Origin of the sequence: Brevibacillus fortis (assembly GCF_003013395.1) — a bacterium.
GTDB lineage: Bacteria > Bacillota > Bacilli > Brevibacillales > Brevibacillaceae > Brevibacillus > Brevibacillus fortis.
Genome location: NZ_PXZM01000031.1, coordinates 36659 through 57536, shown reverse-complemented (window position 1 = coordinate 57536; position 20878 = coordinate 36659). Strand labels below are relative to the sequence as shown.

22 protein-coding genes are annotated in these 20878 nt (G+C 46.6%); all 22 read right to left on the bottom strand.

Annotation, left to right across the window (positions count from 1 at the left end; translation table 11 throughout):
• Window positions 1–17: 17 nt before the first annotated feature.
• Window positions 18–1283, bottom strand: a complete 1266-nt coding sequence (gene rseP, locus C7R93_RS19165; RefSeq protein ID WP_106840316.1) for an RIP metalloprotease RseP — start codon at window positions 1281–1283, stop codon at window positions 18–20.
• A 43-nt stretch (window positions 1284–1326) separates the two neighbouring features.
• Complete coding sequence (locus tag C7R93_RS19160; RefSeq protein WP_106840377.1) at window positions 1327–2475, bottom strand: 1-deoxy-D-xylulose-5-phosphate reductoisomerase; 1149 nt, start codon at window positions 2473–2475, stop codon at window positions 1327–1329.
• A 40-nt stretch (window positions 2476–2515) separates the two neighbouring features.
• Window positions 2516–3301 carry a phosphatidate cytidylyltransferase gene (locus tag C7R93_RS19155; RefSeq protein WP_106840315.1) on the bottom strand — a complete coding sequence of 262 codons (786 nt, stop codon included), beginning with the start codon at window positions 3299–3301 and terminating at the stop codon, window positions 2516–2518.
• A gap of 17 nt (window positions 3302–3318) precedes the next feature.
• Complete coding sequence (locus C7R93_RS19150; protein ID WP_106840314.1) at window positions 3319–4089, bottom strand: isoprenyl transferase; 771 nt, start codon at window positions 4087–4089, stop codon at window positions 3319–3321.
• Between the two features lie 66 nt (window positions 4090–4155).
• Window positions 4156–4713: a ribosome recycling factor gene (frr, locus tag C7R93_RS19145; protein WP_106840313.1), complete on the bottom strand. Its 558-nt coding sequence runs from the start codon at window positions 4711–4713 to the stop codon at window positions 4156–4158.
• A gap of 2 nt (window positions 4714–4715) precedes the next feature.
• Window positions 4716–5438, bottom strand: coding sequence for a UMP kinase (pyrH, locus tag C7R93_RS19140; protein WP_106840312.1), 723 nt, complete (start codon window positions 5436–5438; stop codon window positions 4716–4718).
• A 159-nt stretch (window positions 5439–5597) separates the two neighbouring features.
• Complete coding sequence (gene tsf / locus C7R93_RS19135) at window positions 5598–6485, bottom strand: translation elongation factor Ts (protein WP_106840311.1); 888 nt, start codon at window positions 6483–6485, stop codon at window positions 5598–5600.
• 139 nt (window positions 6486–6624) lie between these two features.
• Window positions 6625–7335 (bottom strand): 30S ribosomal protein S2, encoded by a 711-nt coding sequence (gene rpsB, locus C7R93_RS19130; protein WP_007719257.1) that lies wholly within the window; start codon window positions 7333–7335, stop codon window positions 6625–6627.
• Window positions 7336–7581: 246 nt separating this feature from the next.
• The gene (locus C7R93_RS19125) at window positions 7582–8259 is read right to left on the bottom strand and encodes a DNA polymerase III subunit gamma/tau (RefSeq protein ID WP_244191582.1); all 678 of its coding nucleotides are present in this window, start codon (window positions 8257–8259) and stop codon (window positions 7582–7584) included.
• Window positions 8252–8767, bottom strand: coding sequence for a DUF6115 domain-containing protein (locus C7R93_RS19120; protein ID WP_244191581.1), 516 nt, complete (start codon window positions 8765–8767; stop codon window positions 8252–8254). The genes C7R93_RS19125 and C7R93_RS19120 overlap by 8 nt, the downstream gene beginning before the upstream one ends.
• A gap of 32 nt (window positions 8768–8799) precedes the next feature.
• On the bottom strand, window positions 8800–9138 hold the full coding sequence (locus C7R93_RS19115; RefSeq protein ID WP_106840308.1) for a hypothetical protein: 339 nt from the start codon (window positions 9136–9138) through the stop codon (window positions 8800–8802).
• A gap of 46 nt (window positions 9139–9184) precedes the next feature.
• Window positions 9185–10603, bottom strand: coding sequence for a DUF342 domain-containing protein (locus C7R93_RS19110; RefSeq protein WP_106840307.1), 1419 nt, complete (start codon window positions 10601–10603; stop codon window positions 9185–9187).
• Between the two features lie 31 nt (window positions 10604–10634).
• A complete protein-coding gene (locus C7R93_RS19105; RefSeq protein WP_106840306.1) occupies window positions 10635–11423 on the bottom strand; it encodes a FliA/WhiG family RNA polymerase sigma factor in 789 nt (262 codons plus the stop codon).
• A 16-nt stretch (window positions 11424–11439) separates the two neighbouring features.
• On the bottom strand, window positions 11440–11823 hold the full coding sequence (locus C7R93_RS19100; RefSeq protein ID WP_106840305.1) for a hypothetical protein: 384 nt from the start codon (window positions 11821–11823) through the stop codon (window positions 11440–11442).
• 3 nt (window positions 11824–11826) lie between these two features.
• On the bottom strand, window positions 11827–12312 hold the full coding sequence (locus tag C7R93_RS19095; protein ID WP_007719270.1) for a chemotaxis protein CheD: 486 nt from the start codon (window positions 12310–12312) through the stop codon (window positions 11827–11829).
• Complete coding sequence (locus C7R93_RS19090) at window positions 12299–12925, bottom strand: chemotaxis protein CheC (protein WP_106840304.1); 627 nt, start codon at window positions 12923–12925, stop codon at window positions 12299–12301. The genes C7R93_RS19095 and C7R93_RS19090 overlap by 14 nt, the downstream gene beginning before the upstream one ends.
• Window positions 12926–12930: 5 nt before the next feature.
• Entirely contained in the window at window positions 12931–13407 is a 477-nt protein-coding gene (locus C7R93_RS19085; protein ID WP_106840303.1) for a chemotaxis protein CheW, read from the bottom strand.
• Between the two features lie 16 nt (window positions 13408–13423).
• Window positions 13424–15448 carry a chemotaxis protein CheA gene (locus tag C7R93_RS19080; RefSeq protein WP_106840302.1) on the bottom strand — a complete coding sequence of 675 codons (2025 nt, stop codon included), beginning with the start codon at window positions 15446–15448 and terminating at the stop codon, window positions 13424–13426.
• A gap of 21 nt (window positions 15449–15469) precedes the next feature.
• Window positions 15470–16585 carry a protein-glutamate methylesterase/protein-glutamine glutaminase gene (locus C7R93_RS19075; protein ID WP_106840301.1) on the bottom strand — a complete coding sequence of 372 codons (1116 nt, stop codon included), beginning with the start codon at window positions 16583–16585 and terminating at the stop codon, window positions 15470–15472.
• 31 nt (window positions 16586–16616) lie between these two features.
• On the bottom strand, window positions 16617–17480 hold the full coding sequence (locus C7R93_RS19070) for a MinD/ParA family protein (protein WP_106840300.1): 864 nt from the start codon (window positions 17478–17480) through the stop codon (window positions 16617–16619).
• A gap of 4 nt (window positions 17481–17484) precedes the next feature.
• On the bottom strand, window positions 17485–18831 hold the full coding sequence (gene flhF / locus C7R93_RS19065) for a flagellar biosynthesis GTPase FlhF (RefSeq protein ID WP_106840299.1): 1347 nt from the start codon (window positions 18829–18831) through the stop codon (window positions 17485–17487).
• On the bottom strand, window positions 18828–20870 hold the full coding sequence (flhA, locus tag C7R93_RS19060; RefSeq protein WP_106840298.1) for a flagellar biosynthesis protein FlhA: 2043 nt from the start codon (window positions 20868–20870) through the stop codon (window positions 18828–18830). Before flhA ends, flhF begins: the two co-directional genes overlap by 4 nt.
• Window positions 20871–20878 lie beyond the last annotated feature (8 nt).

Sequence of the window (20878 nt, the reverse complement as noted above, 5' to 3'; positions counted from 1 at the left end):
ATCGTGTTAGTACGTGATTAGGAGAACAATCGTTGCAGATCGTTCCAAGTCACTACCAAAATCAGCAACATCAAAAAGGCAAATCCCAAGAAGTGAACCATTCCTTCTTTATGAGGGTCAACAGGTCGACCGCGCAGCGCCTCTACTCCCAAGAAAGCGAGACGTCCGCCATCCAAAGCTGGCAGCGGTAACAGATTGAATAACCCAAGGTTAATGCTCAATACAGCAGCCCATTTCAGCAAAATCGCCATACCTTGTTGGGCAACCTCACCAGTCATCTTGAAAATACCGACCGGACCACTCAAGTCCTTCAGTCCGTATTCCCCCGTTACGAGCATTCCCAAGCTCTTCAAGATCATCACCGTAAAATCGTAAGTGGAGGTTGCGCCGTATTTCAGAACTTCTCCTGGGGCAAACGTGAGTGCATTGGTAACCATGATTTTGCCCACGTTGTTTTCGTCTTTCCCTACTTTAACTGGCACAGTCATTCGCTGGCCATTACGCTCGTACTCAAAGGTTAATTGTTGATCCGGCGCTTTGCTAATCTTCTCGACAACGTCTTTCCACGAGGAAACAGGCTGACCTTGAATCGCGATCACCTTATCACCTGGCAATAATCCAGCTTGTGCAGCAGGCCCTCCCGGGATCACATTCCCCAGATGGCTGCCATTCGGTACACCGTACAAGAAGCCGATTACGATAAACAAGACGAACGCCAGCAAAAAGTTGGCCGCAGGTCCTGCAAAAATCGCCCAAAAACGTTGTGATACTGTCTTGCCTTTGAACTGTCTGTTCAGAGGGGCAATCTGTACTTCTTGTCCATCCTTGACCAGATGAGCCTGTGGATGAACAGCAAACGTCTTCTGCTCTCCATCCAGTTCAAGCACGATATTTAAATTTTGCTCCAGATCAAATTGTACCACCGTACCGGTGATCGCACGAGCAGAACCAGAACTTGGCCCATCGAGCAAAATATGTGTGACCTTTCCTAACGCATCCCGCTCCACGCTTACTTCCATGTGCGGTTTCAACATATCCATCTCCGGGTCTTCCCCCGCCATGCGAACAAGTCCCCCGATGGGTAAAAGGCGAAGGGTGTATTCCGTTTCTCCCCGCTTCACGCGAAAGATTTTTGGCCCCATTCCCAGTGCAAATTCACGACATAAAATCCCTGCCCTCTTGGCCAGAAGGAAGTGTCCTAGTTCGTGCACAAAGACAAGTACCCCAAATACAACTACAATCGCGAGAATTGATTCAACGGAATCCAGGTTGGGCAAAGGCAAGTGAACAGCCACCTTTCTGTCAAGTATCTAACACTCATATTCCTTAGATGGAGACGAGCGCATAAGAGCGTGCCCACTCATCCGCTGCAAAAATATCTGCAAGCTCTGGACTCGCTACACCAGCGTGAGCTTCGCAAGTTTTTCGGACGACCTTTTCGATGTCTAAAAAACTGATTGCTCCCTTCAAGAACCTATCAACTGCAACCTCATTGGCCGCATTCAGTACTGCCGTATGTGTACCACCTGCTATGCCGCACTCATACGCTAATTTTAACAGAGGGTAACGCTCATAATCCATGGCTGCAAAATGAAGCGTGGCGATCTTGACCAAATCAAGTGGTTCCGTAGGCAGATCTTTTCTTATGGGATAGCTCATGGCGTACTGAATCGGAACTTTCATATCCGGCGTACCGAGTTGAGCCATGACCGCTCTGTCTTTGTATTCTACCATAGAGTGTATGATACTTTCATAATGCAATACGCATTCAATCTGCTCATAAGGTAGATCAAACAGCCAATGAGCCTCAATCACCTCAAAACCTTTGTTCATCATGGTAGCAGAATCGATGGTAATTTTAGCACCCATACTCCAATTCGGATGAGCCAATGCCTGCTCTACTGTCACTTGCTGTAGATCTTCGCGAGATAGGTGACGGAAGGAACCTCCTGAAGCGGTCAAAATAACCCGTGCCACATCTTCCTTGCGCTCACCTTGCAGACATTGATAGACAGCTGAATGCTCGCTGTCTACCGGAATGATCGATACGCCTTTTTCTTTCGCTCGTTTCATGACGACAGGGCCAGCGCTCACCAGTGTCTCTTTATTGGCCAGTCCAATTGTTTTTCCCGCCTCTATCGCAGCGAGTGTAGGTGCGACCCCTACACTGCCGACAACAGCGGTCATAACGAAATTGGCAGCTTCATGACGGGCAACCAGTTCCAATCCTTCCGCCCCGTAAACGATTTCTGGTTGAGACTTGCCCGCCAATCTTTCTCGCAGTTCAACGGCAGCCTGCTCATTACCTACAGAAACGAGTTCGGGCTTGAATTTTTCCACCTGGCGTGTCAATAAATCAACGTTTGTTCCTGCAGCCATAGCCACCACCGAAAAATCCTCAGGATGCTGGTCTACGACTTCAAGCGTGCTCGTTCCAACTGACCCCGTTGAACCTAAGAGCGCTATTTTTTTCACGGATTTCACCCTCTATATCTCTTTCTATATGCAAAAGGTTTTAGACAATACCTAATAGATGTAGAACCGGAAAGACGAGCAAAAAACTATCAAAGCGATCCAAAACGCCCCCGTGACCTGGAATGAGCTGTCCTGAATCTTTTACATGGAAATGCCTCTTGAAAGCCGACTCAACCAAATCACCCAATTGCCCGACGATCCCCGCAACAAGTGCGATGGTCAAAGCCTGATCAATCGCAAAATGACCAAAACTTGCATTGATGGAAAGAACAATCAAGACAGAAGCAACAAGACCTCCTAAGGCCCCTTCCACGGTCTTGTTTGGACTTATTTCTGGCCACAGTTTACGCTTACCTATTGCTTTTCCGACAAAATAGGCGCCCGAATCAGTCGACCAAATTCCCATAATGACCATGACCGTAAGCATGAATCCTTCTGGAAGGTTTCGGGTAGCGGCCATATAAGTAAAACCGTAGCCTATGTATAACGCCCCCACCAACGTAAGGGCGACGTGTTCAATGTGAAACTGATTTTTCCGTAAAACGGAGTAAATCAACAAGAGCAGGATGACGGGCAGCATCAGATCCGGCATGCTGATACTGAGCCAATCCGAAAATAACAGAGACGGCCACAAAATGCTTAACATCAATACATATCCGAGCAATCCTGCCAAATAAAATGACTGAATGCCAGCCATTCTCATGAATTCAAAATAGCCAATGACAGCCAGTAAAAACACCAAAAGTGAGTACCAAGCTCCACCAGCATACATCAATAATAGAAACGCAGCCCCACCAATCAGGCCTGTTATTATACGTTGCTTCAACTGATTCCACCTCTCGGCTATACCGCCCCGTAGCGACGAGCTCGGCCTTGGTATTCCACGATTGCTTGATAAAAATGTTCACGGGTAAAATCAGGCCATAGCACGTCCGTAAACCATAATTCTGTATATGCCAATTGCCACAGCATAAAGTTACTCAAGCGAATCTCTCCACTTGTGCGAATCAAGAGGTCTGGATCGGGAATTTCGCTTGTATACAGGTAGCTCGATATCAATTCCTCAGTCAGTTGCTCTGGCTGAAGCTCACCTGCTTTTACTTGTGCTGCCATCACTGAAAATGCTTTTGCAAGTTCATCTCGCCCACCGTAATTCAGGGCAAAATTCAATTGAAGGCCGCTATTGTCCTTCGTTGTCTCTTCGGCTTCCAACAACGCTTTCAGCGTATGAGAAGGCAGCTCGTTTTTACTGCCCAGCATGCGTATGCGGACACCACGTTCTATTAATTCATCCAATTCTGTCGACAAAAATTCCTGCGGAAGTTTCATGAGAAAATCCACTTCATCGCGCGGACGCTTCCAGTTTTCGGTAGAGAACGCGTACATCGTTATATAGCGCACGCCGATCTCGTCTGCAGCCTTGACGACTTCTTTTACTGCTTTCATTCCTGCACGGTGCCCCGCAACCCGGGGTAAACTGCGCTTGCTGGCCCAACGACCGTTGCCATCCATAATAATCGCCACATGTTCTGGAATCTTACCGGAACGATCCAACTCGGCTGGCTCCGATTGCTTTTCTTTGCGGCTCCATTTGCGCGCCAGATGTTCTAACATAAAGTGTTCCCCCGTAATGAGAGATATAGACGTACATCCCCCTCAAACGAGGGGGATTACCATTACCTATACTTCCAAAATGTCTTTCTCTTTGTCCTTGACGGTCTTGTCAACTTCAGCAATGAATTTATCCGTAGTCTTTTGGATAGTTTCTTGGTGACGACGGGAATCGTCTTCAGAAATGGTAGCAGCCTTTTCCAGCTTTTTGATTTCATCGTTTGCATCACGACGGATGTTACGAATCGCTACCTTTGCTTCTTCTCCACCTTTTCCAGCCAGCTTCACTAGCTCTTTACGACGCTCTTCTGTGAGTGGAGGAATCATCAGGCGGATGACCACGCCATCATTGGATGGGGAAATACCCAGATCCGATTGTTGCAGGGCACGATCAATTTCTTTGAGTGCCGTTTTGTCCCATGGCTGAATGATCAGCATACGTGGTTCTGGCACGCTGATGTTAGCCAATTGGCTAATCGGTGTTGGTGAACCGTAATAGTCTACCGATACACGATCCAGCATTGCTGGGTTCGCTCGGCCTGCACGCAGGCTAGACAGGTCTTTTTTCAACGCATTGATTGCTTTATTCATGCGATCTTCCATGTCTTTTAGCACAGTTTGTGGCATAATTATTCCCCTTTCACTAGAGTACCGATTTTGTCGCCCATTACTGCCCGACGAATATTGCCTTCATCAGAAATGTTAAAGACGATCAACGGAATACTGTTATCCATGCACAAGCTGGACGCTGTTGAATCCATGACACCTAAACCTTTATTCAGCACTTCCAGGAATGTCAACTGGTCGTACTTCTTAGCGTTCGGGTCAAGGCTTGGGTCTGCAGAGTACACACCGTCTACCTTGTTTTTCGCCATGAGGATTACTTCAGCTTCAATTTCAGCTGCACGCAGAGCAGCAGTCGTATCCGTTGAAAAGTAAGGGTTACCAGTACCGGCAGCGAAGATGACCACGCGCATTTTTTCCAAATGACGAATGGCACGACGGCGTATGTATGGTTCTGCTACCTGTCTCATCTCAATCGAGGTTTGAACACGAGTCGGGACGTTCACTTTTTCTAACCCATCCTGCAAGGCGAGTGAGTTCATAATTGTGGCCAGCATCCCCATGTAATCGGCTGTTGCCCGATCCATTCCTTTAGAGCTGCCGGAAAGTCCGCGCCAGATGTTACCTCCTCCGACGACTACTGCGACTTGTACACCCAATTCTACGATTTCCTTGATCTGGTTAGCGACGGAGAAAATAACCTTTGGGTCAATTCCATACCCTAAGTCCCCCGCCAAAGCTTCCCCACTCAACTTTAACACAACCCGTTTATAGGCAGGAAGTGGCATGTGAAACGGCCTCCATTCATGAATCATTCTCTGTGCCCAGTCTTCATTCCTTCTAATTGGGAACAGGTACACACTGCTATTTACATGCAGAGAGTTTCACACAAAGTGAAACTCTCGCTTTGAAAATAGGGAACACGAAGGTGTTCCCTATAACCTTTATTATTGCTTATTAACTTGAGCCATTACTTCAGCTGCGAAGTCTTCTTGTTTCTTCTCGATACCTTCGCCTACTTGGAAGCGAGCGAATCCTTTCAAGGTAGCACCTGCTTCTTTCAGCAGAACAGCTACTTTCTTGTCAGTATCTTTTACGAATGGTTGCTCAACCAGTACGTATTCTTCGAAGAATTTGGAGAGGCGGCCTTCTACCATTTTCTCAACGATGTTAGCAGGTTTGCCTTCAGCCAGTGCTTGGTTTTTCAAAACTTCACGCTCACGCTCGATCTCATCAGCGGAAACTTCTTCACGGTTAGCAAAACGTGGGTTGGACGCTGCTGCGTGCATCCCCAGGTCGCGAGCCAGTGTCTCGTCTTGTGTACCTTCCAAAGTAACCAGAACGCCAATACGGCCACCCATGTGGAGATAAGCACCGAATGCGCCGTTGTCTGTTTTCTCAGAGAGTACAAAGCGACGGAAGGAGATGTTTTCTCCGATAGTCGCGATTTTCTCATTGATTACATGACCCAGAGTCTCGCCAGCACCTTTGAACGGTTGCTCCAGAGCTTCTTCAACTGTTGCAGGACGTTGGGATACAACGTGCTCAGCGATGTCTTTTACGAGTGTTTGGAACTCAGGGTTTTTACCTACGAAGTCAGTTTCGCAGTTTACTTCTACAACTGCTGCAACGTTTCCAGCTACCGCAGTTGCAGTCAAACCTTCTGCTGCGATGCGTCCGGATTTTTTCGCTGCTTTCGCTACACCGCGCTCACGGAGCAAGTCAATTGCTTTTTCCATGTCGCCTGCTGTTTCTTCCAGCGCGCGTTTGCAATCCATCATACCTGCGCCTGTACGCTCACGCAGTTCTTTAACCGCTTGTGCACTAATTGCCATTGAGTGAAACCTCCTCGGAAAGTTACGATCCTATTATAGTCGAAAAGCAAGCCGCCTGCTAACACCTCGGCGACGCTAATCAGCAAAAAAGGATGGACGGGGGTTCTGACACCCTCAGTCCACCCTTTAACACACATGCTTACGCAGTTGTTGTTGCTTGTTGCTCTGTACCTTGGTTTCCTTCTTGCAGAGCGTCTGCCATTTTAGCAGTGAGCAATTTCACAGCGCGAATTGCGTCATCGTTACCTGGGATCACATAATCAATCTCATCTGGATCGCAGTTAGTATCTACGATTGCAACGATTGGGATACCCAATTTGCGAGCTTCTGCTACAGCGATGCGCTCTTTACGAGGATCGATTACGAACAGAGCGTCAGGCAGTTTATCCATGTGAGCGATACCGCCCAAGAATTTTTCCAGACGATCCATCTCTTTGCGCAGAACGATAACTTCTTTCTTAGGCAATACTTCGAAAGTACCATCGTTTTCCATACGCTTCAGCTCAGCCAAGCGAGATGTACGTTTTTTGATGGTAGAGAAGTTTGTCAGGGTACCACCCAACCAACGTTGGTTGATGAAGTAGTGACCTGTGCGTTCTGCTTCTTCTTTAACGGATTCTTGTGCTTGTTTCTTCGTACCAACGAAGAGCACTTTACCGCCGTCTTGAGCGAGTTCACGTACGAAGTTGTACGCTTCCTCTACTTTTTTAACGGTTTTTTGCAGGTCGATAATGTAGATTCCGTTACGTTCGGTGAAGATATAGCGAGCCATTTTCGGGTTCCAACGACGAGTTTGGTGACCGAAGTGTACACCAGCCTCGAGCAATTGTTTCATCGAAATTACTGCCATATTTCACACCTCCTTCAAAAATGGTTTTTGTGATGCCTACCTCCGTCTCACCGCATGTTCCAAGCAATTCTGCCAGAGGCAGCACCGTTGCCGGAATTGGTGGACGTGCGATTTCAACACCGTAAATGAATATATCATATGGGAGTTTCAATTGCAACAAACGAATTCCATTTATTTCGTAAAAATGTTATGACCGTTCTAGTTGTACGACAAATGGACACATATCGTTATATTGAAAAAAACCGCCTACTTTTTAGGCGGCGTTGTTATCAACTTGACGATGTCTGCTTCCTTAGTAGCGGTCGACACTTCATAGGTACCGACACGAATACGATTTAGCTTGTCGCTCGCACGTAACTGGTCCACAAATTGATTGTCAGCAGGAAGGATTCCTTCCTTTACAAGAATCTGCGCTACATCCTCTGCAGTTGCTTTGTAAGGAACAGTGAAAGATACCTTCTTATCTACTACAGGTGCTTCCACTGTCGGAGCTTTAGGTGCCCCCGTATTGGGTGGCGTTGGTGTCTTCGTATTCGGTACTGTTGGAGTAGGCTGGCCGTCCTTACTCACTGGATTTGTTGGCGGAATCACATTTTGCTCTGATGAAGCTACAGGTGTCGCAGGCTGCACAGCTGGCGTCTGTGGTTGCTTTGTAACAGGCGCCACTGTTTGACCTACTTTTGGCGCAACTGGCGCCTTAGGCCCTCCAGGGGCTGGCTGTATGCTCACTTTCTTTTCTTCCTGCCACTGTTTGTATTCTTCTGCTGTAAGTACGACCATTTCCAGCTCTTGTGCAGCTACTTTCATTTGATCTGCAGTCATAGCCGGGGCTTGCGCAGTCTGCTTTGGCGCTAACAGTCCGATGATTGAGGTAGCCACAATCAGTCCTGCCCCAAATCCATATAATAATTCTTGTTTACGCATCGGCAAGACCTCGCTCATGCCTGTCAGCTAAGGAAAAGATCAAATCGATTTCCCCTCTTCCGGCACCGAGTCGTTTTGCGATCTCATCCCGAGACAAACCTTCTTTACTCAGCTCAAAGGCACGGCGATAACGTTCTCGCAGTGCCAGCATATCCACCTCTTGAAGTTGAGGTGCTGGTTCGATCCTATTGGCATCCTTTGGAGCCTCTTGCTTTTGGTTGTCACTCTTTTTCCATTGTTCTTCCATATTGTCCAATCGCTTGCCCAAACTAGCGATATCCTCGAGAAGATCCGCTCTCATTTCCTGCCATTCTGCAGCAAGTAGATTGGTTTCTTGCTTTAACTGTTTTTGAAGACGCTGCACGCTTTTTTCGAGATCGTCCTTGTCCGTCGTGCGTTGTGTCGGTAAGGAGGAAAAGGAGTCAACAGGCTGCTTCTTTTTAATGACAAAAGCAAGAAGCATACTGATAATTCCTGCTCCAATCAGGATGGGATACACTACGTCCATGTTGTCCACCTTTATTTCTGGCTTGACTTCGTTTACAAAGAAATATCTATAATACGTCCACGCAACGGATCTCTCATGAGATCAGCGTTCGCAGATACACCCTCGCTCGATTCGGACGTTTGATTATTAGTGGATTCTTTATTGTCTTTATGATCTTGCTGTCCTTGCTTTTTTTCTCTTTCACGTATCTGGTTCTTTTGTGATTGCTCAATATCGCTCGGGCGCTGGCGCATATGTTCATCCAGGTCTCTTCGCTGGTCAATCATCGACTGTTGTTCATGCATGGATCGTTGTTGCTGATGCTCCTGAATTCGGCTGACTTCTAGCGTGCGTGGTATTGCCACCTGCAATTCAACCGCTTTCAAACTCATATGGCCCCAACTCCCTTTGTCACACTAAGTATGTAAGCATCCTGGATTAGATCAGAGTTGCTGTGCTAATTTCTCCGTCTAGCACAATAAATCGCGTTCTGGCATACTCGTGCTTGATAAAGTGCACCAGCTTTCCAAACGTCATTTTGATTCCTGGATACATTACATGATATGCCTCGATGGCTGCTGGGCCTTCCCCTTTCAGCTCGAGTTCAATATCATTCCTGCGTGCTTCCAGTTCCTTGCTTTCTTTTTCCAGAACCAAACGAGTATTGGTTAGCTTAATTTGCATGAGACGTTTGTCTGTTGGAAGTTCTTTGCTGACTTGGAGGATCTGATTCATAACCCCTAGACCCTGATCCGTTTTGCGTAAATTTTCATACACATTTTGCAGTTCTTTTTGAATGTTCGCTAGCTCTTGTCTTAATTCCGGTTTTACCCCTACTTCTAGTATCGTAGGAGTCGCACTGCTGTTCCCAAATACTCTTGCCACAATCTTTTCCCCAGCTTGCAGCACGCCGCCAATGATGAAGCCTTTCGACCCTTTACAAATGATTTGCTTTCCGGCTCGTACGGTTGAGAACATGATGCTTTGTGAAACAATCACTTGATTGCCAGCCGTTACATTGGCGTTTTGGATAAAGGATGTCCGGACATCTTTCCCCGCGACAATGCAGCCTTTGTCCTGGGCAACAATCCCGCTTTTGATTTCAATGGAGCCTTCCGCATACAACTCGGCGCCCTCTACACTGCCAAGTACGCGGATATCTCCTGATGACTTTACACGAAAGCCATTCAATACGTTCCCGCGAATGACCACCGTTCCCACAAAATCAATATTGCCAACACCAAAATCAACATCCCCGTTTACTTCAAATACGGGAAACACATTCATTTTAGCCTGTTCTGTGAAGGATACTTGTCCGTCAATAGCGGCGTATAGCATCGTTCGCTCTTGATTGAGAACAACATTTTTCCCAGGCTTTATGTTTATTTCCTTGCCGGCTTTGGGAGCGATGGGCTCTCCGGTAACTGCTGTGCCTGGTTGTCCCTGGCTTGCTGATATTTTACGTGCCAAGAGTTGTCCTTTTGCCACATTGGGGATTGTCGTCACATTATAAAAATCAACCCGGCCATCCTCTAGCTCTTTCGGACCTTCCCCTTCATTAATAGAGGCCAAATAGGGGTACTCAATCGTTGCATCGGTTCCGGCCACAGGAGCAATCCCTTGAGCAACTTTTACTCTCGCGTTTGCATACTTCGCAGGTAAGGTACACAAATTCTGAACGATATCATCGAGAATTCCATACTTCACATTGCTTGCCTGTAATGCTTTGTATACATCTGTTTCCAAGATAACAATTTCGTCGATATCTTGTTCGTCTACGCGTAGAAGAACCTCAGCCTCCATTTTATCAGCTGATATTTTTACTTCTATTTTATATTTCCCGATTCCTTCCATCATTCTACCCCTCTCAAGCTTGGGTAATGTCCCTTTACATCAATTGCGATTTCCATCTGGACAACGCAGAACGAAGTCGGAAAAGAGCTTTGGAGTGCAACTGGGATATTCTTGAAGGTGACAAGCTCATGATTTCCGCAATTTCTGATAAGGTCATTTCTTCAAAATAAAACAAGGAGACAACCAGTCGTTCCTTTTCAGGTAATTTATCGATGACCGTTACGAGAACCTCCTTTAGGCTGGATACTTCCGCCACATTATCAGGGCGTGGTGTAAGCTCGTCGATGATATATGAATGTCTTGCTGTTTTTTGTTCATCTTCATCGCCTACTGCCTCATCAATAGAAACCATGCTGGCAAGAGATGTTTCCAAGAAAACCTGTTGAAGTTCCTTTTTGCTTATTCCCAGATAATCAGATACTTCTTGATCGGTTGGCATTCGCAGCATTTGCTGTTCCAAGGTGGTGTATGCTTCTTCGATTTTTTTGGCCTTGTCTCGAACAGTACGAGGGATCCAGTCGTTCTCGCGTAGTCCATCGATCATCGCACCACGAATCCGCCACATGGCATACGTCTCAAATTGGAGACCCCGTGTATGATCGAATTTGGCCAAAGCGTCCAATAGCCCAAAGCGACCATAACTAATTAAGTCATCCTTGTCCACATTTGCTGGCAGATTAATTGCCAACCGATTTGCCACCTTATCAACCAGTGGCAAAAACCGCGTGACCAAGTCAATCTCCGCCTCGCGACTCCCCTCTTGTTTCCACATGACCCATTTATCGAACTCTTTTGCTTTTTCTTGACTGGTTAGCCGTGCCACGAATAGTCACCAACCTTTACTCATCTGATAAGCGCCTAACGACCTCTGCAACGGTGGCTGGATCCTCAGTAGGATGAATCCTTTCCATCTTGTTGATTGAGAGTGGTGCAAATGTTTGCTCTTCCTGCTCTAATTGTTGTCCAATTTCCAGTACGACCCCACCTTCTGCTAGAGGCGAGCTTGTCCCCTCTAGCGTGTCCGTAACCATTGGTGGGTTAGATGACTGTATGAACGTTGCAAGCAGCCAACGAATTGGAAATGCAGCGAGGAAGAATAGGACAAATGCGATACCTGCTCTCTCCAATGATACGAGCCAGACATTACTTGCCACAGCCGTACCTAGCGTAACAAGAAATGCGAGCATCCCTAATCCAAAATTAATCCAAATGGTTCCCAACATTGGTTATACTTCCTTCACACCTTGATTTACGGTCCTGATTTGAAGAATCCCGTTAGTGGCATCTAACTCTATTGTCCGACCGCAGTTTCCCCCTGTATCTTCTGCCACGATCTTTATATGAGCATCCTTCAATGCAAGTTTGCACGCCTCTACATTCCGAGGCCCAATCCGCATGGTGTCATTATTCCCTAAAAATGCGAACATTTGTGCACCGCCAGCCAATTTCGCAACTGTGTGTCTGGTCTCCGCTCCAGCCTTCACCATCAACTGAATCAGATGGGGAATTGCTGTATCCGCATACTTGCCTATCGTTAGCTCCCCGCTTTTAGCCAAAGACGATTCAGGAAGCATAACATGTGCCATACCTGCAATTTTATGGATATGATCGTAGAGCACTACCCCTACGCAAGAACCTAAACCGGTAGTACGCAGCTTGCTCGGCGGCTTTGCCACACCGAGATCAGCCATCCCTATCTTAATAATCTCCATCGAACGGAACCCCTAATGAACGAAATAGTATTGGGAGCGACTCAGGATCAGGAATTAAGAAAAAGTTCCCTTTTACTTGATCATTGCCTTCGAAAAAAGCGGTGTCAATCGTGAGGGCAAAGTCACCCGCTTGACCCAACGCTATTAATCCATAACTTAGAATAGCTCCTGCCATATCCACAGCGAGTGCGGGTACGGACGGCTGCAAATTCAATTGTGTAAAATCAGCTAACGATGAAAGATAAGAACCTGTTAAGATGTTGCCAATCTCATGCAGCGCTGAGATCTCCAGCTCTTCCCACTCGTACACATCTTTATTAATTCCTGTAATTTGTTCGAGCAGGTGCTTGGCAGAATCCAAATCAAGGATGAAAAACATGTTCCCTGGACAATCTCCTTCAACCCGGAGGAAGACGGTCACTACTACAGTTTCCGCTCCTCCTACACAATCTGCGACTTCGTCGAAGGGGATAATCTTGACTTGTGGAACTTTCATATCGATTTCTTTTTGTATGAGCATGGAGAGAGCCGTGGCAGCGTGACCAGCACCGATGTTCCCAATTTCCCGTAACACGTCAAATTGGAAATCCCCAAACTTCGTAAAATCGCCCATTTCGCTTACCCCTCAATTGCATCCAACTGCTTGATTTCCTCAGTGCTCAATACTTTATCGAGGTTTAAGAGGATTAACAGTCGTTTATCCAGCTTAGCGACCCCTCGCAAATAAGCAGCTTCCACTCCTCCAACAACCTCTGGAGGCGGCTCAATCGCATCAACTGGTATATCGATAACATCGTTTGCAGCATCTACTATGAGACCCACTTCCAATTCACCTACGGCCACGATAATGATTCGAGTCGCTTCGGAATAGATGCTTTCTTCGAGACTAAAGCGATTGCGCAGGTCAATAATCGGTGTCACAACGCCACGCAGATTAATAACCCCTTTGACGAAACTAGGTGTTCGAGGAACTCTTGTGATGTGCTCCAGTTTTTCAATGGATTTGACCTGATGAACCTCTACGCCATACTCTTCGTCCTTCAATCGAAAGACAATCACTTTGACTTCGCTAATGACTTCTTTTTGATCGAGCATGTGGCTGCCCCTCCTTCTACTTAATCAGCGAGTTACAATCTATGATGAGCGCGACCTGACCGTCTCCTAGGATCGTTGCACCTGAGATGGCAAATACATTGACCAAATATTTGCCGAGAGATTTTAGAACAATCTCTTGTTGACCGATGAACGAATCGACGACAAGGCCTGCCATTTTCTCACCTTTACGTACGATGACGACTGCCACTTCATCTTCCATCGTTTCCCCATTATCAGGTACTTGGAAAATGTCCTGCAGCGAAACGAGCGGAACAACACGTCCCCGGAAGTCGATCACTTTTTGGCGGTGAGCCATCATGATCTGTTCCTTTTTAAATACAGCCGTCTCAATAATGGAGCTGAGTGGGACAGCGTACTTCTCATCTTTCACTTGTACCAGCATCGCGGAAATGATCGAGAGCGTAAGTGGCAATTGAATGAGGAAAGTCGTGCCCTGGCCGCGCACAGAATCTACGCCGACGCTGCCACCCAACGATTCAATTTTGGACTTAACGACATCCAGTCCAACACCACGACCGGAAATATCAGAAACAACCTCCGCTGTACTAAAGCCAGCTGCAAATAGCAACTCGTGGATTTGCTTGTCACTCATGCTGTCTGCAATGGCAGGATTGACAATCCCTCTCTCAAGCGCTTTCTTGAGAACTTTATCTTTATTGATTCCTGCACCGTCATCTTTTACTTCAATAAATACATGGTTCCCACTGTGGAAAGCGCGCAGCTCGATTTTTCCTTCCTCTGGCTTACCCGCCTTTTTCCGGTCTGCTGGAGACTCAATTCCGTGGTCAAGCGAGTTACGCAGCAAGTGATTGAGTGGATCACCGATTTCGTCGATGACGGTACGGTCCAACTCTGTCTCCGCACCGATAATCTCCAGATGCACTTTTTTATTCAGATCTTTTTGCAAATCACGAATCATACGTGGAAAACGATTGAACACTTGCTCCACTGGAACCATGCGCATCGTCAGAATGATGTTTTGCAAATCGCCACTAATCCGGCTCATGTGCTCTACGGTTTCCTGCAATTCGTTCTTTCCGATCTCCCGTGCCAACTGCTCCAGACGACCGCGATCAATGACTAATTCGCTGAACAGATTCATCAAGATATCCAGACGTTCGATATCGACACGAATTGTTTTCCCACCAGCCGTTGCCTTCTTCACAGGTGCTTGTGGGGCTTCCGCTGCGCCTTTTTCTGCTGATGCAGGTGCCTGTTGCACAACGGGGGCAGGTGGAGCTTCACTCTTCAATTGAATGGTTTCGATTGTCACATCTTGGATTTCCGAAATGTTAAGAATCGTATTGCGGACTTTTTCAATCGATTGCTCCGTCACATATGCGATTTCAAACGATTGTTCAAACCGCTCGTTCTCGATATCTTCAACAGCTGGCTTCGTTTTGATCACTTCGCCCATGGATTCCAATTGATCAAAAACCATGTAAGAGCGAGCAGCCTTGAGCATGCAGTTTTCATTTAATGTCACTTTGATCCACAAAACGTTGTTTCCGAGCTCCTGAGACTGCTTCAAGACCATCATTGCATAATCATCCAGCTCATGATCTTCAGCTGGCGTACTTTCCTCTTGCGGTGCTTCCACTGTCATCGTAGTAGCTGCTACTTCCTGCTCGGCTGAAAAGTCTCCAGCTACAATCGCCCGCAGCTTCTTTACAATAGCGGATACATCCGCTGAACCATCTCCACCTTCAGTGATATCGATTACCATGCCTTCAATCAAGTCTACGCTCTGAAAAATAGCGTCCATGATATCACTGGTAATCGTTAACTTCTGATTGCGAATCAGGTCGAGTACATTTTCCGCTTCGTGAGTCAAACTCGCCATGTCCTCAAAGCCCATGGTCGCCGACATACCCTTCAATGTATGTGCGGAACGAAAAATTTCTTTGACGTGGCCAATATTACCCGGATCACTTTCCAAAAGTAACAAGTTGGCGTTGATTGCCTGTAGGTGTTCCTTTGACTCCTCAATAAACATGTCCAAATACTGATTCATATCCATAGGTGATCCACCTCCCAAAAATCAGTGCAAGAGCTTGCACAACAGCTCCGGAATCTTTTCTAATGGGGCCACGTTATCTGCCAAGCCTGCTTGAATCGCTGCTCGCGGCATTCCATATACGACACAACTCGTCTCGTCTTCGACAATACTAGTGACACGGCCAAGCTCCTTCATCAGCTTTAGCCCTTTAGTCCCATCATTTCCCATGCCTGTCATGATGATTGCCCATTTGTCTACATTTGTCAATTGACTGACTGATTCAAACAGGATATCGACAGACGGTCTGTGACCGCCTCGTGGCTCCTCTTGATGTAAATAGGCCTGCAGTCTCCCATTTACTTGACGAACTTCGAAATGGAAGCCTCCTGGAGCGATGTAAGCTGTACCATTTTCCAAATACTCGCCATCGACAACCTCGGTTACTCTAATTTGGCATAACGAGTCTAGCCGATTTGCTAACGATTTTGTGAAACCTGCTGGCATATGCTGAACGATGGCAATTGGTGCCGGAAAGTTCGCCGGAATTGCAGTTAGTACACTCTGCAATGCTTTAGGACCACCTGTGGAAGTACCTAGAACCACCAGTCTTGCCTTTCCGCCCACTTGTGACCGCATCACGGCAGGCGGGCTCGGTATTTTCGTACGGATTACTGGAGATTCCGGTGTTCCAGGTGCAGCTTTTGATTCTGGAGATACCGGTTTGACTACGCGAGGGATCTGCTTCCTCAAACGTACTTTCGATGCTGCCGCAGCCTTTACTCGTTCGATAAGACGATCGCCCACTTTGTGGATGTCGAGAGAAATTGGACCAGAAGGCTTCGTTACAAAGTCAAACGCGCCTAGTTCCAACGCATGAATCGTAGCATCGGCTCCTTCTTTTGTCAGGCTGCTCAACATGACGATCGGAACTGGGCACTCATTCATCAGTTTTTCCAGAGCGTCCAAACCGTTCATGACCGGCATTTCAATGTCGAGTGTGAGAACATCCGGCGCCAGTTCTTTACATTTTTCAATACATTCGAGTCCATTCTTGGCTCGATCAATGACTTCAATCTCAGGATCAGTAGATAAAATGTCCGAAATGACTTTACGCATGAATGCAGAATCGTCCGTGACGAGAACGCGGATTTTGCTCATTTGAATGTCGCTCCCTTCCTACTTTTATGTCTCATCGTATGAAGTGCCTCAACCTCGCAAGAAAACCTTTGAGACCACTGACAGAAGCATCTGTAGTGACCGGTCGATCCAAATACCGTTCTACCAGATTTCGTATGCTTCTCGCGGCTTGCGATTGTGGATATGTAAGTAGAAAAGGACGCTGCTGTTTAACAGCTTTTGAAACATAAGGATCATCCGAAACATATCCAAGCGACTGAATATCCATATTCAAAAAGCGTTTGGAAACCATCGCAAGCTTGTCCGCCGTCATTTTCCCTTCTCTCTCCGACGACGCTCGGTTTATCACCAAACGAATGGAGACAGCGGGATTACGTGCGTGTAGCATTTTGATGACTGCATATGCATCCGTTATTGCTGGTGGTTCGGGGGTGGTAACGAGAATGACCTCATCTGAGGAGAGCATGAATCGCATGGATTCTTTAGAAAAACCTGCTCCCGTATCAAAAATGATTGTGTCGGCATAGCCTTGCAGCGGGTCCAGATGCGAAAACAAGCGATCGAGTTTGTGATCATCTAACTGCATAATCTGCGTAAATCCAGAACCACCCGCGATGAATTCTAAACCTCCTGGCCCGTGCTCGATAATGTCCCAAACAGTCGTATCTGGCTCTAACAAATGAAACAGATGCTTTTTTGGTGTTATCCCCATTAATACATCCAGATTTGCCAGACCCAGATCCAAGTCAAACAAAACCGCCTTATGACCCTTCTCAATCAAACCAAGTCCAAAATTTAAGCTGAAATTGGACTTGCCGACACCACCTTTTCCACTCGTCACTGTCACCAGTCTAGTTGGTCGTGTCTTCTTGTTTTGTAGCATCCGCTCACGGAGTTGCTCTGCTTGGTCACGCATCTGTTTACTCTCCCATAATCATCGTTGAAACTAACTCGGGTGTAGCCACAACGATATCATCTGGTACATTTTGACCTGTCGTTACATAGGAGAGTTGTAAATTCATCTCCTGACAAACATTCAGCATCGTGCCAAAGCTCTTCGTTTCATCCGCTTTTGTAAATATGACTTGCTTCACTTGAACTTCCGCAAAGTTTTCGACGATCGCTTTCATATCGTTGAATTTGGAGCTCAAGCTAAGTACTAGGTAGTTCACGCTGTCTTTTCCATGCTCCAACAATTCACGAATGCCTTCCACGTATTCATCGTTGCGAAAATTTCGTCCAGCCGTATCTACAAAAATGAGGTCACAATCACTTAAGCGTTCCATCGCTGTCGCCATTTCTTTAGGAGAAAAGACAACCTCTAGCGGGACATTCAGGATGTTTGCGTACGTCTTCAGTTGTTCTACAGCCGCCATTCGATACGTATCAGCCGTGATAAAGCCGATTTTTCGCTTTTCCTTCAACATGCTGTTCGCCGCGAGCTTCGCAATGGTCGTTGTTTTTCCTACCCCTGTCGGACCGAAAAAGAAAGCATATCGGACATTCTTACCCAGCTTTGGGGAAGATGCTGTATATGGCTCGATCATGGAAGTAATAATCTTTCGGCATACCGTAAACGCTTCTTCCTCCGTCCACTTTTCACCCGGATGCGACATTTCCATTACTTTTCGAATGATTTCCGCTGTTAGCTCTTCAGTCACTTCTTGTTTCAGTAACTTTGCACGAATAGACTGTATCTCCGGAGGAAGTTGTTCACTTAAATCATGCACCAACAGCTTTTGAAACATTTGACGCATATCTCGCATTTCAGTAGCAATCGCGTCATGATTGCTTGCATGTAATGCTCTTTCTTGGGATGTCGCGACAGGAGCATGCTGCTCAGTTGGTTCTACCTGCTTTAGCACAGCTCTCGTATCTGAAATCTCTTCTTTGGGAGGCGTCGCAACCGCGGTTTGTGTCATCGCAGCTACGACCTGCTCCCTACCTGATGATTCAACTTGTTGAGTCTCAGAAGTTTTTGTCACAGTCGGTCTTCGATACGCTTGAGCAGCCGTGTACGTACCCGTCTGCGATTTGGGCAAAACGTTGTTGGTTCGATGTTCAGCTGCTACGGTGGAATTTTCTCGCTCAGATGCCTTTTCATCGACAGCGGCGATTACTTCGATTCGTTGTTTGCCAAACATCCCGAACAATCCACCTGTTTTGATCGGCTTGGAATTAAGAATCACTGCATCCATTCCTAAGTCCGTCCTGATTTTTTCCATTGCTTCTGGCATCGAATCGACAATGTAACGTTTTACCCTCACGAAATGTTCACCATCCCTACGCTTTGCACTTCAACATGTGGTTCGAGCTCGCTGTACGACAAAACGGGAACGTCTGGCATCATACGATCTACTAATTGACGCAAGTACATTCGGACCGCTGGTGATGAAAGAATGATCGGCTGTTGACCCGAGTTGATCATTTTGCTCACTTCAGTCGACATGTTTTGGAATATTCGCTGAGACGTTTCCGGATCCATCGCCAGATAGCTTCCTTGCTCAGACTGTTCCACACGTTCAGAGATTGCTTTTTCCAATCCTGCTCCAGCTGTAAGCACGCGAAGTGGTTGTCCAGGCTCCGTAAATTGGAGTGTAATCTGTCTCGCCATGGCCTGTCTCACATATTCAGTCAACACATCTGGATCTTTTGTAAACAAGGCATGATCCGCAAGTGCTTCAAGAATGACGTGAAGATTTCGAACAGACACTTTTTCACGCAACAGTTTTTGCAATACTTTTTGTACGTCCCCAATGGCAAGCAGACTCGGAATCAGCTCGTCTACGAGAACTGGTGCTGTCTCCCGTACATTGTCGATCAGGGCCCTTGTTTCCTGGCGACCTAACAATTCGTGCGCATGTCGCTTGATAACCTCTGTCAAATGTGTAGCCACAACAGATGGCGGATCGACAACTGTATAACCAGACAGCTCAGCAATCTCCTTATTCTCTTCTGTTACCCATAATGCAGGCAATCCAAACGCAGGTTCTACGGTTTCTATACCAACAATAGAATCATCTTCGATCCCCGGGCTCATCGCCAGGTAGTGATCCAGCATGATTTCCCCTTTTGCGACTTGGTTGCCTTTTATTTTGATCATATATTCATTCGGTCGAAGCTGGATGTTGTCACGTATACGAATGACCGGTACAACGATCCCCATCTCCAGTGCGATTTGCCTTCGAATCATAATGACCCGATCTAGCAGATCTCCTCCCTGCTTCACATCGGCAAGCGGGATTAATCCATAACCGAACTCGAATTCGATCGGATCAACCTGTAACAGGTTCACAACGCTTTCTGGACTGCGCACTTCTTCCATTTGCTGCTCTTCCACCTTGTCGGCGGATTCCTGGATTTGCATCTTTTGGTTCTTCTCCATTTTCCAAGCAGCAAATGCCATTATCCCGCATACCGGGAGTACAGGCAGAATTCCAATCGGTGTAAAGAGACCTAGTAACAACATGCATCCGCTTACGATATAGAGAAGGCGAGGAAAGCTGAACATTTGCTTGACGATGTCTTCTCCCAGACCTTCACCAGAAGTGGAACGAGTTACAATAATACCCGCAGCTGTCGAGATTAAGAGCGCTGGAATCTGGCTCACCAGTGCGTCACCGACAGACATGGTAGTGAAACGAGAGGCAGACTCGGCAAAACTCATATCATGAATGAGCATTCCGATGATAAAACCACCGATAATATTTACGATAAAAATGATAATACCCGCGATGGCGTCCCCTTTTACGAATTTGCTGGCACCATCCATTGCTCCATAAAAGTCAGCTTCGTTCTCAATCTTTTTTCTTCGGACACGTGCATCTGCTTCTGTGATCATTCCTGCATTCAGATCCGCGTCGATACTCATCTGTTTACCAGGCATCGCATCCAGCGTAAAACGTGCAGCTACCTCAGCGACACGCTCAGAACCTTTGGTGATAACGATAAACTGAATGATGATCAAGATCAGAAACACAACGAAACCGACGACTTGATTACCACCGACTACGAAGCTACCAAACGTTTCGATAACTTTACCGCCTTCACCGTGCGATAGAATATTTCTCGTCGTCGACACGTTCAAGGCTAGGCGAAAAAGTGTTGTAATAAGTAAAACCGTCGGAAAGATCGAGAATTCCAAAGTTTCTTTTGTATACATCGACACAAGCAAGATGGTCAATGCAAGGGAGATATTCAAAATCAACAGCAAATCTAGTAGCGCTGAAGGAAGTGGGATTACCATCATGACAACAATGCTTATGACAAAAAGGATCGTACCAACTTCTTTAAATTTGAATCCCACTGGTTATC

Bases quoted from the DNA above. Each gene is read 5' to 3' on its own strand.
- C7R93_RS19150 (WP_106840314.1), bottom strand. From the start codon at position 4,089: ATGTTAGAACATCTGGCGCGCAAATGGAGCCGCAAAGAAAAGCAATCG.
- frr (WP_106840313.1), bottom strand. From the start codon at position 4,713: ATGCCACAAACTGTGCTAAAAGACATGGAAGATCGCATGAATAAAGCA.
- pyrH (WP_106840312.1), bottom strand. From the start codon at position 5,438: ATGCCACTTCCTGCCTATAAACGGGTTGTGTTAAAGTTGAGTGGGGAA.
- tsf (WP_106840311.1), bottom strand. From the start codon at position 6,485: ATGGCAATTAGTGCACAAGCGGTTAAAGAACTGCGTGAGCGTACAGGC.
- rpsB (WP_007719257.1), bottom strand. From the start codon at position 7,335: ATGGCAGTAATTTCGATGAAACAATTGCTCGAGGCTGGTGTACACTTC.
- C7R93_RS19125 (WP_244191582.1), bottom strand. From the start codon at position 8,259: ATGCGTAAACAAGAATTATTATATGGATTTGGGGCAGGACTGATTGTG.
- C7R93_RS19120 (WP_244191581.1), bottom strand. From the start codon at position 8,767: ATGGACGTAGTGTATCCCATCCTGATTGGAGCAGGAATTATCAGTATG.
- C7R93_RS19115 (WP_106840308.1), bottom strand. From the start codon at position 9,138: ATGAGTTTGAAAGCGGTTGAATTGCAGGTGGCAATACCACGCACGCTA.
- C7R93_RS19110 (WP_106840307.1), bottom strand. From the start codon at position 10,603: ATGATGGAAGGAATCGGGAAATATAAAATAGAAGTAAAAATATCAGCT.
- C7R93_RS19100 (WP_106840305.1), bottom strand. From the start codon at position 11,823: ATGTTGGGAACCATTTGGATTAATTTTGGATTAGGGATGCTCGCATTT.
- C7R93_RS19095 (WP_007719270.1), bottom strand. From the start codon at position 12,312: ATGGAGATTATTAAGATAGGGATGGCTGATCTCGGTGTGGCAAAGCCG.
- C7R93_RS19090 (WP_106840304.1), bottom strand. From the start codon at position 12,925: ATGGGCGATTTTACGAAGTTTGGGGATTTCCAATTTGACGTGTTACGG.
- C7R93_RS19085 (WP_106840303.1), bottom strand. From the start codon at position 13,407: ATGCTCGATCAAAAAGAAGTCATTAGCGAAGTCAAAGTGATTGTCTTT.
- C7R93_RS19080 (WP_106840302.1), bottom strand. From the start codon at position 15,448: ATGGATATGAATCAGTATTTGGACATGTTTATTGAGGAGTCAAAGGAA.
- C7R93_RS19075 (WP_106840301.1), bottom strand. From the start codon at position 16,585: ATGAGCAAAATCCGCGTTCTCGTCACGGACGATTCTGCATTCATGCGT.
- C7R93_RS19070 (WP_106840300.1), bottom strand. From the start codon at position 17,480: ATGCGTGACCAAGCAGAGCAACTCCGTGAGCGGATGCTACAAAACAAG.